The 13,861-nt window shown below is 63.0% G+C and carries 9 protein-coding genes; 7 read left to right on the forward strand and 2 right to left on the reverse strand.

Features of this window, described 5'->3' with window-relative positions; translation table 11 throughout:
• From ABJF10_RS21680 to ABJF10_RS21695, 4 genes are all read left to right on the forward strand, one after another.
• Window positions 1-2,299, forward strand: a 2,299-nt coding sequence (locus ABJF10_RS21680) for a DUF1553 domain-containing protein (protein WP_348546698.1), incomplete at its 5' end; no start/stop codon positions are given.
• Between the two features lie 4 nt (window positions 2,300-2,303).
• Complete coding sequence (locus ABJF10_RS21685; protein ID WP_348546699.1) at window positions 2,304-3,755, forward strand: DUF1501 domain-containing protein; 1,452 nt, start codon at window positions 2,304-2,306, stop codon at window positions 3,753-3,755.
• A gap of 156 nt (window positions 3,756-3,911) precedes the next feature.
• Window positions 3,912-4,904, forward strand: a complete 993-nt coding sequence (locus tag ABJF10_RS21690; RefSeq protein ID WP_348546700.1) for an SMP-30/gluconolactonase/LRE family protein — start codon at window positions 3,912-3,914, stop codon at window positions 4,902-4,904.
• A gap of 7 nt (window positions 4,905-4,911) precedes the next feature.
• The gene (locus ABJF10_RS21695) at window positions 4,912-5,406 is read left to right on the forward strand and encodes a PEGA domain-containing protein (RefSeq protein WP_348546701.1); all 495 of its coding nucleotides are present in this window, start codon (window positions 4,912-4,914) and stop codon (window positions 5,404-5,406) included.
• On the opposite strand, the gene ABJF10_RS21700 is transcribed toward ABJF10_RS21695, so the two are convergent.
• On the reverse strand, window positions 5,407-6,912 hold the full coding sequence (locus ABJF10_RS21700) for a sulfatase (protein WP_348546702.1): 1,506 nt from the start codon (window positions 6,910-6,912) through the stop codon (window positions 5,407-5,409).
• A 468-nt stretch (window positions 6,913-7,380) separates the two neighbouring features.
• On the opposite strand from ABJF10_RS21700, the gene ABJF10_RS21705 reads away from it, so the two are divergent.
• From ABJF10_RS21705 to ABJF10_RS21715, 3 genes are read left to right on the forward strand one after another with little or no spacing between them, the layout of a single operon-like run.
• Window positions 7,381-9,699, forward strand: coding sequence for a FlgD immunoglobulin-like domain containing protein (locus ABJF10_RS21705; protein WP_348546703.1), 2,319 nt, complete (start codon window positions 7,381-7,383; stop codon window positions 9,697-9,699).
• Between the two features lie 58 nt (window positions 9,700-9,757).
• A complete protein-coding gene (locus ABJF10_RS21710) occupies window positions 9,758-11,212 on the forward strand; it encodes a GDSL-type esterase/lipase family protein (protein WP_348546704.1) in 1,455 nt (484 codons plus the stop codon).
• Between the two features lie 46 nt (window positions 11,213-11,258).
• Entirely contained in the window at window positions 11,259-12,767 is a 1,509-nt protein-coding gene (locus ABJF10_RS21715) for a proteasome accessory factor PafA2 family protein (protein ID WP_348546705.1), read from the forward strand.
• Between the two features lie 28 nt (window positions 12,768-12,795).
• Here ABJF10_RS21715 and ABJF10_RS21720 read toward each other — a convergent pair.
• Window positions 12,796-13,861: ATP-binding protein (locus ABJF10_RS21720; protein WP_348546706.1), on the reverse strand; the 1,066-nt coding region annotated here is incomplete at its 5' end.

Consider the following 13,861-nt stretch of genomic DNA (forward strand, 5'->3'; position numbering starts at 1 on the left):
TTCGACGGAGTTGGAGACCGAGGAAGTGGCTTGGGAGAAAGAGGTCGGAAAACCGATTACCTGGCAGCCGCTTGCCCCGGAAACGATCAAGGCCACCAGCCCGGCCGATTTCATGAAACTGCCGGACGGCTCGACCCTCGTTCACGGCGAAGTCGCGGAGACGGACACCTACACCATCAACGTGCGGACGGATCTGCACGGCATCACCGCTTTTCGCTTGGAAGCTCTGCCCGATGATTCCTTGCCGGCCCACGGCCCGGGGCGGGCCGATAATGGCAACGGGGTCCTCACCCAGTTCCGCGCGGCGCTCGTTCCCGCCGACTTGAAACCGCCTCGCGGACGCTATGTGCGAGTCACCGTGCCCGGCATGAAAAAGCTGCTGGCGCTGGCTGAGGTCGAGGTTTTCAGCAATGGCCAAAACGTGGCGCTGAAAGGCACGGCCACCCAATCGAGCACGGCCTATAGTGGGGACGCGAAGCGCGCGGTCGACGGCAAGACGGAAGGCGACTTCTACAAAGGACAGTCGGTTTCCCATACCAACACGGAAAAAGATCCGTGGTGGGAAGTGGACCTGGGCAGCGTGACCGATATCGAGCGTCTTGCGGTGTGGAATCGCACGGACAGCAATCTCGGCAGCCGGCTGGCGGATTTCCGCGTGAGCATTCTCGACGAAGCGCACAAGCCCGTGTGGGAGCAGGCGATCGTGACGGCGCCGAGTCCGAGCGTGTCTCTGAATCCGGCGGAGGGGCAGGGGATCGCGCTACGTGAGCCGACCGCGGATTTCAGCCAGGATGGATGGCCCGTGGGCAAGGCGCTCGAGGGCCATGAGAAAGGCGGCTGGGCATTTCTCCCGCAGATCGGCCAAGCCCACGCGGCGGTTTTCCAAACGGAGAAGCCGGTGGAGGTGAAAGATGCAGTGCTGAAGATCACCCTCGATCAGCGCTACGGGCAGCACCATACACTCGGGCGCTTCCGTCTCTCGGCGACCACCCAGGCGCAACCGGTGCGCGAATTGCCAAACCGCATCCGGGAGATTCTCGCCATCGCCGCCGGGACGCGGAGCGCGCCGCAACAGGCGGAGCTGATGAATTACTTCCGCCCGCTGTCGAAGACCTACGCCGGCCTCGGCAAACAGCTCGAAGCCAAACGTGCGGAGCTCGCCGCGATCAAGCCGCTGACCCTGCCGATCATGCGCGACCTGGCGGCCGACAAGCGGCGCGAGACGCACATCTTGAACAAGGGCAACTACCTCGTGCCCGGCGACAAAGTTGAGCCCGGCCTGCTGGCGCAATTCGCCTCCTATGTACCGGCGGATGCGAAGATGGATCGCCTCACCGCCGCGCGCTGGCTCATGAACCCGGAGAACCCGCTGACCGCGCGCGTCGCCGTCAATCGCTTTTGGTCGCAACTCTTCGGCATCGGCATCGTCGAGACGGAAGAGGATTTCGGCTCGCAGGGTTCACTGCCCAGCCATCCCGACCTGCTCGACTGGCTCGCGGTCACGTTCATGTCGCCCAAGTCCGACGACCCCGCGCAGCCCGGATTTGCTTGGGACATGAAAGCGCTGCTGCGTCTCATGGTGACCAGCGCGACCTACCGGCAATCGTCGAAAGTGACGCCGGTCGTACTGGAAAAGGATGCGCGCAATCGGTTGCTTTCGCATGCCCCGCGCCGCCGGCTCGAGGCCGAAGGCGTGCGCGACCAGGCGCTCGCGGTGAGCGGCCTGCTCAGTCACAAGGTGGGGGGACCGAGCGTCTATCCGCCGCAGCCGGATGGGCTGTGGAAAGTCGCCTTCAACGGTGGCCAGAATGCCTACCCGACTTCCAAGGGTGAGGACCGCTACCGTCGCGGGCTCTACACCTTCTGGCGCCGCACGATGCCGCCGCCCAACATGACGACGTTTGACGCGCCCAGCCGCGAGTCCTGCACCCTGCGTCGCATCCCCTCGAACACGCCGCTGCAAGCCTTGGTGACGATGAACGATCCCGTCTTTGTCGAATGCGCGCAGGCGCTCGCCCGACGCCTCATGCACGAGGGTGGAAACGACCCAGCCGCGCGCGTGACCTTCGGTCTGCGGCTGTGCCTCGGCCACCCGCCTTCGGAGGGGCAGGTTAAGACACTGGTCGACCTCTACGAAAAGGAACTGGCCACCTATCAAGCCGACCAGGACGGCGCCCTCAAGCTGGCCACGCAGCCGCTCGGCCCGCTGCCGGAGAACTGCGCTGCGCCGGAAGCGGCCGCCTACACGGTCGTCGCCAACGTGCTCCTGAATCTCGACGCCACTCTCACCAAGAACTGATGCCATGAACCTTCGACTCGAACACGCTCGTGCGCAGACCCGGCGCGAATTTCTCACCCGCAGCGGCAAGCTCGGCCTCGGCGCCATGGCGCTGCAACACCTGATACCATCCGGGTTCGCGGCCAGCCAGTCGGTCAACCCGCTGCTGCCCAAGACGCCGCCGCTGCCGTCGAAGATCAAATCGGTGATCTATCTCTCGATGAGTGGTGCGCCGCCACAGCACGATCTCTTCGACTGGAAGCCGGAGCTCGTGAAGCACCACATGCAGGATTGCCCCGAGCAGTTTTTGAAGGGGCAATCTTTCGCCTTCATAAAGGGCACGCCGAAGCTGCTCGGGACGCAGGCGAAGTTCGCGCAATATGGCCAGAGCGGTGCCTGGGTGAGCGAGCATTTGCCGCATTTCCAAAAGATCGTCGACGACACGGTGATCATCCGCTCGATGAATACGACGCAGTTCAACCACGCGCCCGCGGAGCTGTTTCTTCATACGGGCAATATGTTCGCCGGGTCCGCGAGCATGGGCGCGTGGGCCACCTACGGCCTTGGCTCGGAGAACCAGGATTTGCCCGGTTTCGTGGTGCTGCTCAGCGGGGGCACCGACCCGACCGGCGGCAAGGCCACGTGGGGCTCGGGCTTTTTGCCGAGCGTCTATCAAGGCGTGCAATGCCGCGCCGCGGGGGAGCCGATCCTTTACGCCAACAATCCTGACGGCATGACGCGCGCGACGCGCCGGGATTCCCTCGACGCCCTCAAGACCTTGAACGAGGCGGAGGAAAAGCAATTCGGCGACCCGGAGACGGTCACACGGATCGCCCAGTACGAACTCGCCTTCCGCATGCAGATGGCGGTGCCGGAGGTGATGAACATCGCCAAGGAAACGCCGGAGACGATCGAGATGTATGGCGCCAAGCCGGGCGAGGCGTCCTTCGCCAATAACTGCCTGCTCGCGCGCCGCCTGGTGGAGCAGGGGGTGCGCTATGTGCAACTTTTCGACTGGGGCTGGGACATGCACGGCACCGGCAAGGACAACGATCTGCTCGGCGGCTTGCCGAACAAGTGCAAGCAGGTCGACCAGGCCAGCGCCGCGCTCGTGCAGGATTTGAAGCAGCGCGGGTTGCTCGATTCCACGCTGGTCATCTGGGGCGGCGAATTTGGCCGCACGCCGATGAATGAAGCGCGCGGTGGCTCGACCTTCCTCGGCCGCGACCATCATCCGCATTCGTTCACGCTCTGGATGGCGGGCGGCGGCCTCAGGAAAGGCCTGAACTTCGGCGCGACCGATGAACTCGGCTATTTCGTCAGCCAGGACAAAGTCACCGTGCGCGATCTCCAGGCCACCATCATGCATCTCTTCGGCTTCGATCCCTACAAGTTCAGCTACCGCTACCAGGGCCTGAACAATCGCCTCATCGGCCCGAGCAACGAAGGGCAGATCGTGAAAGGCATCCTCGCGTAAGAATCGGGATCTCTACCACGAAGACACGAAGACACAAAGGGGAGGAAGGAGTGCCGTGGGTTGCATAACTCGACCATCCTTCGTGCCTTGGTGGTTATTCGCCGTCCTTCTTACACGTTTGACATCCGCCAGGGGAGGCGGCCAATGATGCCGCCGATGAAACGCTTCCTCCCGCTGCTTTTCGCGCCGGCCATCGTGCTCGCGCAGGATCCCGCCCTGAAAATCGAACGCCTCGATCCGGCCTTCGATCAATTAGTCGCGCCGGATGCCAAAATCGAAAAGCTCGCCGAGGGTTTCCAATGGTCCGAGGGGCCGGTGTGGAAGGATGGCGCGTTGTATTTCTCCGACGTGCCGGCGAACAAGCTTTACCGCTGGCAGCCGGGCGACAAGGCGGCGAAGATCTTTCTAAAGCCCAGCGGCGGCATGGAGGCCACGCCGATCGTCACGAATCCCGGGTCGAACGGATTGACTCTCGATGCCAAGGGCAACCTCATCCTCTGCCAGCAAGGCCCTCGACGGGTGGCGCGGCTGGAGGCGGATGGCCGGCAGGTGCCGCTGACCAACGGTTATGAGGGCCAGCGTTTCAGCAGCCCGAACGACGTCATCTTTGCGCGCAACGGGAACTTCTATTTCACCGATCCGCCCTACGGGCTGGACAACTTGAACGATTCCCCGCTCAAGGAACTGAAGTTCAACGGCGTCTTCCTGGTGAAGCCTTCCGGCGAAACGACGGCGGTGATCAAGGACCTGACCTTCCCCAATGGCCTGGCGCTTTCGCCCGACGAGAAGATCCTCTACATCGCCGTGAGTGATCCGCAGGCGCCGAAGATCTGGGCCTATGACGTGCAACCCGACGGCACCGTCGCCAACCGGCGGCTGTTCTTCGATGCCGGCCCGCTTGTCAACGACCGGCGCGTCGGTCTGCCCGACGGCATGAAGGTGGACGTGCACGGCAACGCCTGGATCACCGGCGCGGGCGGCGTGCTCGTGGTCTCACCTGCGGGCAAGCATCTCGGCAGCATCATCACCAGCCAGCAGACGGGCAATTGCGCGTGGGGCGACGACGGTTCGACCCTCTACATCTGCGCCAACATGTTCATCTGCCGGGTCAAGACCCTCACCAAGGGCGCCGGGATGGTAAATCAGTGACATCGTCATGAACTTCCCGGCGCGCCTGCTCCCGCTGCTCCTCGCGGCGCTGACGCTGCCTTTGAGCCAGGTGATTTTTCCCGGCTGCGCCACGATGATTGACGGGCCGGGGCAGAGGCTGCAATTCGCCAGCGATCCGGCGGGCGCGACGGTGTTCTTGAACGGGAAAGCCGTTGGCCAGACGCCCACGGTGATCGTCGTCAGCCGTTGGAGAAGGCCGCGGATCCGGATCGAAATGCCGGGATTTCGGCCCTATGAACTGCAATTGGAACGAAAGACCAATGGCAACATCGAGGGGAACCTGTTTCTCGGGGGCGCGCCCATCTTGATCGATGCCTTGACCGGAAGCATCATGCGCCTCGATGTTCCCGAGAATCGCCGGGGCGAGTTGATTACGCAGGGCTGGACGGGTGTCGCCTTCGACAGCCGATCGCTTTTCATCGGCGTGGCGTTGAAGCCGGAGCCTGCGGCGCGCAAGATCGGCCAGATGCAACGCCGCTGATTACTTCGGCGCGAACTCCGGGCGGATCGTGCCGTCGGCGCCGATGAGTGGCTGCGGATGCTCGACGTGCCCGAGCGGGCGCACGCCGGGGCCCGTGCCGGTGACGCCGAGGTCGTCTTTCATCGCCTCGGCGAGCGTGCGCAGGCGGGCCACCACCTCGGCATTCGCGTCGGCCACATTGGTCGTTTCGCCGATGTCGGTCTCGAGATTGTAGAGCTGGTCTTGAGTCGCGGGGTCCGGTTTCTTTCCCGGGCCCTTTCCTTCCGCCATCCCAGCGGTGGCGAAGCGCAGCTTCCATGGGCCGGAGCGCACGCCTTCGAGCCGGAATCCATTGAAGTAATAGAAAACGTCGTGCGGCGATTTCGCGCCGGCCTCGCCGGCGAGCAGCGGCCAGATGTCGCCCCCGTCGATCTTGTGGTCCGCCGGCACAGTGCCCCCGCCCAGTTTCACCAAGGTCGGCAACACATCAAACATGCCCGTGATCGCGTCGGTCGAAGTAGCGGCGGGAATTTTCCCAGGCCACCACGCGATGGTGGGCTCGCGCATGCCGCCCTCCCAGGTGGTCGTCTTGAAACCGCGCAGCGGGGCATTCACCGCGCGCGGTGTGCCGCCATTGTCGGAGGTGAAGATGACCATGGTGCGTGAGTCGAGCTTGAGCTCTCGCAGCGTGTCGAGTACCTGGCCCACGCTCCAGTCGACTTGTTCGACCCAGTCGCTGTAGTAGCCGTTCGGGGATTTGCCCGCCCATTCTTTGCCGGGATAGATCGGGAAATGCACCGCGTTGTGCGGCAGGTAGAGGAAGAATGGCTTGTCCTGGTTGGCCTTGATGAATTTCACCGCCGCCGTCGTGTAGCGCCCCACGAGACCCTGCTGTTCGTCCGGTCGCACCCGGGCGATGACCGTCTCATTTTCCACCAGCGGCAGCGGCGGCTGGTGACCGGTGATTCCCGTCTCGGCCACGACCGCCGCCGCCGCAGGCGTATTGGCCGCCTTGGGCTTGGGCAGGGGATCACCGAGGCTGCTCTTCGAGCCGTCCTCACCGGGCCCCATGTCGTTCGAGTAGGGCAGGCCGAGGTAGTAATCGAAACCGCGGCGCGGGGGCAGGAATTCGGGTTGATCGCCGAGGTGCCACTTCCCGATGCACGCCGTGGCGTAGCCGGCCTTCTTGAGCAGTTCAGCGACGGTGTGCTCGGCGGGATTGAGCCCCACGGCGGCACCCGGGAAAAGCACGCCCGGGATCGGCAGGACGCGCTTCGGATAGCAGCCGGTCATCAGCGCCGAGCGCGAAGGCGAGCAAACCGGCGCGGCGTAGAAGCAGGTCAGCTTGCGTCCCTCCTTGGCCATGCGATCGAGATTCGGCGTGCGGTTGAGCTTCGAGCCAAAAGGCGCAATGTCCGCGTAGCCCATGTCATCGATATTGATGACGATGAAGTTTGGCTTGTCTGCCGCCAGCGTCACGCCGGCGAGGAGACAGAAGAAAGAGAGGAGGGTGGGGAGGGGTTTCATTGGGGCAGAGGGGAAAGGAAAGGATGCCGTCCCTGAAAACCCAGGGAAAGCTCGAAAGTTCTTGACAAACTGACATAAATGTGCTTGGCTGCGCGTGAAGCTGGTGGAGTGGCGTGAAAGGAGGGGTCCGATGGGCTGACGGAATGCTTCTCCGGGGACGGCCGTGACGCATGGAAGATAATACCCAGACCGATAGTTCAGTTGCCGACTCGATGCGCGAAAGCGCATGGAGGGATGGGTTCTTTTGCCATGTCACCTCGCGGAATCGGGGTGCCGTTTACAGAGAGGATCGTGGCGAGTCGTGCTTGATCGTGTCTAATCGTGCCTCAAATTCTTTTACGGGCGTCCACTCTTTGAATTCACGATGGGCTTCCCCTGCAATTCAAGCCCCGCTAAAGGTGACTCAAGGTAAATTAAGGCCATTTAAGGTAATTTAAGGTGACATTTTTTAACTTCTACCCAGCTCAAGTGAGTCGTCTGGCTGGCCTGTGCCTGGCGGCCTGGTCTGTCATTGCTCACGCCGCCGCGCCCCTGCCGGCGCCGACGCCCGGCGCCTTGGAGATTAAATTCAGCACGGCCCGTGCGGGCACCGTGCTCCTGAATATCTATCGGGCCGATGGCACGCTCGTGCGGCGGCTGGAACCGGGAAAATCGTATCCGAAAGGCGCGCACAAGCTGGTCTGGGACGGGCTCACCGACGACGGCAAGACGGCCGAGCCCGGCGACTACACGTGGAAGGGCCTCTTTCACGAAGGCATCGGCCTGAAGCTGCGCGGCTGGGTGGGTAGCGGTGGAGGGACGCCATGGGTGACGCCGGATGGTAAAGGCGGGTGGGGAGGTGATCGCGGGGTGCCCAGTGCGGTGGCCGCCGATGACCAGAAAGTCTATCTCGGCTGGTCGCTGGCGGAAAATGGCAAGTCGGTGCTGGCCTGCGATCTCGACGGGCATGTGCAATGGGGCCATCGCCGCAGCGAGGGCGCTTCCGGCTGCAAGGCGCTGGCCGTGGATGACGGCCTCGTCTACGTGCTGGGCGGCCTGGAGCACGAGGGAGCGGAAGGCGGCTCGATCTATCGACTGAACGTCAACGACGGCGCGCCCGTCCCTTGGCCGAACGGGGCGATCGATCTGAAGATTTCTTCTCTCTGGCCGGCGGATGGAAAGACGAAGCCGGATGTGGCGGATGCGATGGCGGTGCGCCACGGCCACATTTATCTCAGCTTCACGAGCTCGCAGTTTCTCACGATCCTCGATGCGAAGTCCGGCGCCTACTTGCAAACGGTGGTGGGCGCGCCGCCGGGAATGATCGACGTCGCGCCGACGAAGACGGAACTCCCCGATGCGCCCGGCAAACTCTCGGATGCGGACTTCGCGGTCATCTCGCTCGGTGGCGGTGTGCTCGGGCGGATCCTTTTTGCGCACGATCCGTTCTGGGTCATCACCAGCGACATGGCGCGAACCGAGCGTGAAGAGACGATTACCGCCCTCACCGTGATTGGCGATGGGGCGAAATTCCACCCGCGCACGGCTTTCGTTGGTTTCGGAGCGCCCCACCACCAGGTGCAAGCCCGTCCGCTGCTCGACACGGAAAATCCCACGTGGGTCGCTGGATTGGAAGGCGGACGTCCATTGCTGGGCCCGTGGAAAGCGGATGCATTTCACGCGATTCGTGGCCTAGCGCTCGCCGCTGACGGCCGGCTCTGGGTGGCGGAAGCGGATGCCACTCCCAAACGTTTCAGCGTGTGGGACACTACTGGAAAGGAAGGCAAGCTGGTGCGCGAATTCTTCGGCCCAGCGGAGAGTGGATCACCGGGTGCCGCGATCAATCCGCTCGATCCGGACGTGATGTTTGCCCAAGGCTGCGAATGGCGCATCGATCGCAAGACGGGTGTCGCGAAGTGTCTGGGTGTCGTCACGCGTGAGCCAGTCTACAAGGCGCAGTATGGTGTGGGAAAAAACGGCCATGCTTATTTGGTCACTCAAAGCGAAACGCATCCCATCGACATTTTCGAACGAGTGGGGGACGGGGACTACAAGCTTCGCACCCGAGTTTACGGGACGGATGATTCGGGATCCGAAAAGCAAGGGCCCGATGCGACGAAGATAGCCGTCTGGGCGGAGGGCCAGATTCAGCCCGGCGAACCGAGATCCCCCTCGTTTTTGTTCATATCTGCGACCCCGGGATTGGCGCTGCAATGCGTGAGCGAGGCTGGAGACCACCCCGAAAATTCAGGTTTCTATGGTGTGGAAGGTTGGATTTCGCCAGGGGCTCCCCGGTATGATCTGAGCCGTTCGCATCGGCTCCCAGATTGGAGCAGGCAAGTGAGTCCGGATGTTCGGCTCGCGCTGTGCCAGAACCCCGGTTTTCCTCTCCAAATATGGTGTCGCGAGGTCGGCGGCCAGGAAAAGCTACGGTGGGCCTTCTCATTTGAACCCGAACCGAAGAAGTTGCCTGTCGTTATCGGAAGCGCCCTCCTGCCATTGCCAATCAAGAATGCGTGGGTCGTGGCGTCCGAGGGGAACGGGTGGAATATTTTGACTGAGGACGGATTCAACCTCGCGCAGCTCTTTGAACACGACGCGCAAAAGGTAATGTGGCCCGAGTTTCCCGCGCCGGGCGCGGATATGACCCATGCCGCAGCGCCATCCTGCGGCAGCATCGCTCAAACGCGCGCTGGCAAACTTTACGTCGAGGCTGCGGGTTCTGCGTTCTGGAATTTAGAAGTCACCGGCTTGGAGAAGGTGAAAGCCTTGTCCGGCGGAAAGGTCACGATGCCAGCGGCGAAATAAACAGGAACGCAATCACGCTGGTCTTCGATCAAGGCTTTCCGCAATCATCCCCACTCTCATGAAAATCCTCCCGCTGCTTTTCTTCGCTGTTCTCGCTTTCGTCATCAGCGCACCGCTGCGCGCCGATGAATACGAGGCCCGGACGTTTGCCGGGGCGGATGGGACACTGCTGGGCTTCCGGCTGCTCAAGCCGAAGGACTACGATGCGGCGAAGAAGTATCCGCTGGTGCTCGTGCTGCACGGGGCGGGGGAGCGGGGGACGGACAATGCGGTGCAACTCAAGTACGGCGCGCCGTTGTTCCTGAAACCGGAGGTGCGCGACAAGTATCCGTGCTTCGTCGTCGCGCCACAGTGTCCGCCGGATCAGACGTGGTCGGCGGTGAAAGGCTGGACGGGGCCGAATGCCTTCGAAGAGGAGCCGACTGCGCCGATGAAGCTCGTGCTCGGTGCGCTCGATGGATTGCTCAAGGAATTTCCCGTGGATCAGGACCGGCTCTATGTCACCGGGCTGTCGATGGGCGGTTATGGGACGTGGGATTTGCTCACACGCCAGCCGCAGCGGTGGGCGGCCGCGGCACCGATCTGCGGTGGCGGTGATGCTTCGCGGATCGCCCCGGCGAAAGGGGTGGCGGTGTGGGCCTTTCACGGCGTGCTCGACCCGACCGTGCCCGTGGTGCGCACGCGCGAGATGATCGCGGCGCTCGAAGCCGCCGGCGGCAAGCCGCTCTACAGCGAGTATCCCTACGTGAAGCACGATTCGTGGAATATCGCTTATGGCGAACCGGAGTTGCTCCCGTGGATGTTCGCGCAGAGGCGCGGCGCGGTCGTGGCTTGGGACAAGGTGGCCGGCCCGTTTTCGCAGCCGCCGTCGAATCTCTGCCCCGGCGCGGGGCCGATGCAGTCGGGCCTCTGGTTTCGCACGCTGTGGAAGGGACGGCGCGAGCAGTGGTCCACGATGAAAACGACCGAGGCCAATTCCGTGGTGTTTTTCGGCGACTCGATCACGCAGGGCTGGGGTTCGCTGGCCAAGGATTTTCCCAATCTCAAAGTGTCCAATCGCGGCATCAGCGGCGATACGACGCGAGGGTTGCGCGCGCGTTTGCAGGGCGACGTGCTCGACTTGCATCCGAAGGCGGTGTCCATCCTCATCGGCACGAATGATCTCGATCAAGGCGGCGAACCGGAAGTCGTGGTGGAGAATTTGAAAGCGATCGTCAGCGCCTTGCACGCGGCCGATCCGAAGATGCCGGTGGTGATCAACAAGGTGATGCCACGCGGTCCGAAGCCCGATTTGTTTCCGGACAAGATCCGCCGGTTGAATGCCCTCTACGAGGAGGCCTTCAAGAACGACGCGCAGGTCTGCTTCTGCGATACATGGGCGCTCTTTGACGATGGCAACGGCTCGTGCAAGAAGGAGGAATTCCCCGACATGCTCCACCCCAATGCCAGCGGTTACGCGAAGTGGACGACCGCACTCCAGCCGATTTTTGACCGGCTGGGACTGACGAAATAGCGGCTGCCACTTGCAGGGACGCATGGGCTGCGGGACATTGCTGCACATGAAACGCGTCTTCGGCCTCGAAACGGAATACGGGATCACTGTCGACGGCGTGGCCGACCTGGATGTGGTGCGCGAATCCATCGAGATCGTGCGCAGCTACACCGAGCACGGTGCGTCGATGAAATGGGACTACGAACTCGAGGATCCGCACAACGACGCGCGGGGTTTTCGCGCGGAGGAACTGCTCCAGGACACCGACGAGGCCGCTTATTTCGAGCTCGATAAGAACCGCCCGCTGAGCTTCCAGGAGATCAAGAGCGACCTTGTCCTAAGCAACGGCGCGCGCTTCTACAACGACCACGCGCACCCGGAATACTCGACGCCGGAATGCACGACGCTGCGGGAGCTCGTCGCGCAGGACCAGGCTGGCGAGCGCATCCTTGCGGAATGCGCCCGGCGGCGAAACTCGCATCTGCCGGAGGGCTGCGAGGCGCGGCTCTACAAGAACAACACCGATTTCGTCGGCCATAGCTACGGCTGCCACGACAACTACCTGATGCGCCGCGATGTGCCGTGGGAGTGGCTGGTGCGCGATGTGGTGCCTTTCCTCGTGACCCGGCAGATCTTTGCCGGCGCGGGCAAGATGGGGGTGGAGGGTGAGGATGCGGCCGGGCAACCGGACGTCTACCAGATCGCCCAGCGCTCGGATTTCTTCAGCGTCCTTTGCTCGATCGACACGATGAATCGCCGGCCTCTGGTGAACACACGGGATGAGCCGCATGCCGACGCGGAGAAGTACCGCCGCTTCCACGTGATCGTCGGCGACGCCAACATGAGCCACTACGCGACGGCGTTGAAGATCGGCACGACCGCGCTGGTGCTGGACTTGATCGAGCAAGGGCACGCCCCGAAACTCGAGCTGGCCAATCCGATCGAGGCGACCAAGCTGTTGAGTCGCGATCAATCGCTGCAATGGTTGATTGAGTTGCGGGATGGGCGAACGATTTCCGCCATCGACGTGCAGCGGCTGTATCTCGCCGCGGCGCGCAAACATGGCGACGACGATGAGGAGACGAGCTGGTTGCTCGCGGAATGGGAGTCGGTCCTCGACGACCTCGCCACCGATTACTGGCGCTGCCGCGACCGGGTAGACTGGGTGGCGAAGAAGTTCCTGCTGACGACGTTTCAAGAAAGCGAAGGCCTGAAGTGGAGCGATCCGTGGCTGCAATCGATCGACCTCGAGTATCACAATGTCTCGCTGGAGCACGGGCTGTATTACGAGCTCATGCGCGAGGGGCAGATGCGGCGTCTGGTCTCCGAGGATGAAATCCGGCGGGCGATCTTTCAGCCCCCGGAGACGACCCGCGCCTTTTTCCGGGGACGCGCCGTGGCCCGGTTCAACCGGGAGATCGAGTCGATCCAATGGGACGAGATCGTCCTGGCGTCGGGCCAACTGAAACGGACCGTCGAGCTGGCCCATCCCGCGCATGATGCCGGACTCGATCAGATCAACACGGCGATTCGCGAGGCGAAGAGCTTTGAGGAACTGATGCGGCGGCTGGGGTAGCAACGCGGGCGAAGCGCGTTGATGGCGTTCAGACCTCGGCCGAGACCGTCTCCTCTTCCTCGGGGTGCAGCGCACGGTGCAGGATCGTGGTCAGTTTTGCGGAGAGATACGGCTTGGGCAGATAGTTTCGGCCATCTTCCAGGCGCACGTCGCTGCCGAAGAGTTCCGCGCTGTAGCCGCTGGTGTAAATGACCTTGAGGTCCGGTTGGTCCGCCAGCAGGCGCAGCGAGAGTTCCAGTCCATTGACGCTGCCGGGCATGACCATGTCGGTGAGTAGGAGATCGATCTCTTGCGAGTGTTCCTTCCAGATTTCGAGCGCAGCCTCGCCATGTTCCGCTTCGAAGACCCGGTAGCCGCTGTGGTCGAGGACTTCACGCACCAGGCTGCGCACCGCTTCGTCGTCCTCGACGATGAGGATGGTCGACTCGGAGTTCGCCGGGGTGGCACTGTGGGTGTCGACCGGTAGAGGCTCGGCCGCGCGGTCGGTGACCGGAAAGAACACGCGGAATTGCGAGCCCTTGCCGACCTCGGTGGCGACTTCGATCCAGCCTTCATGCTGCTTGGTGATGCCGTAGACCGTGGCCAGGCCCATGCCGGTGCCCTTGTGTGTTTCCTTGGTGGTGAAGAAAGGCTCGAAGATGCGGCTGCGCGTGGCGGCGTCCATGCCCGTGCCGGTGTCCGACACGCTGAGCAAAGTGAAGTCACCCGCGCGCGCCTCGGGGTTCTTTTCGGTATCCGCGATGGTCACGCTGACGGGGGAGGTGGTGATCGTGATGCGGCCTCCCCGAGGCATCGCGTCGCGCGCATTGAGCGTCAGGTTCATGATCACCTGCTCGAGTCCGGTTTGATCGGCCCAGATGGGCGGCAAATTCTCCGCCATCTCGCAAGACAGCTCCAGTTGCTCGCCGATGAGGCGGCGCAGCATGGTGGTGAGGTCGCGGATGAGCGTATTGAGCGACAGCACGCGAGGGCGCATGACCTGCCGGCGGCTGAAAGCCAGCAACTGGCGGGTGAGGTCGGCGGCGCGTTCCGAGGCGAGCGCGATCTGCTGGAGAGAGTCGATCGAGTCTTCGTCGTGTCCCGGCAGGGTAAGC

Source organism: Chthoniobacter sp. (assembly GCF_040003245.1).
In the GTDB taxonomy this organism is placed as follows: Bacteria; Verrucomicrobiota; Verrucomicrobiia; order Chthoniobacterales; family Chthoniobacteraceae; genus Chthoniobacter.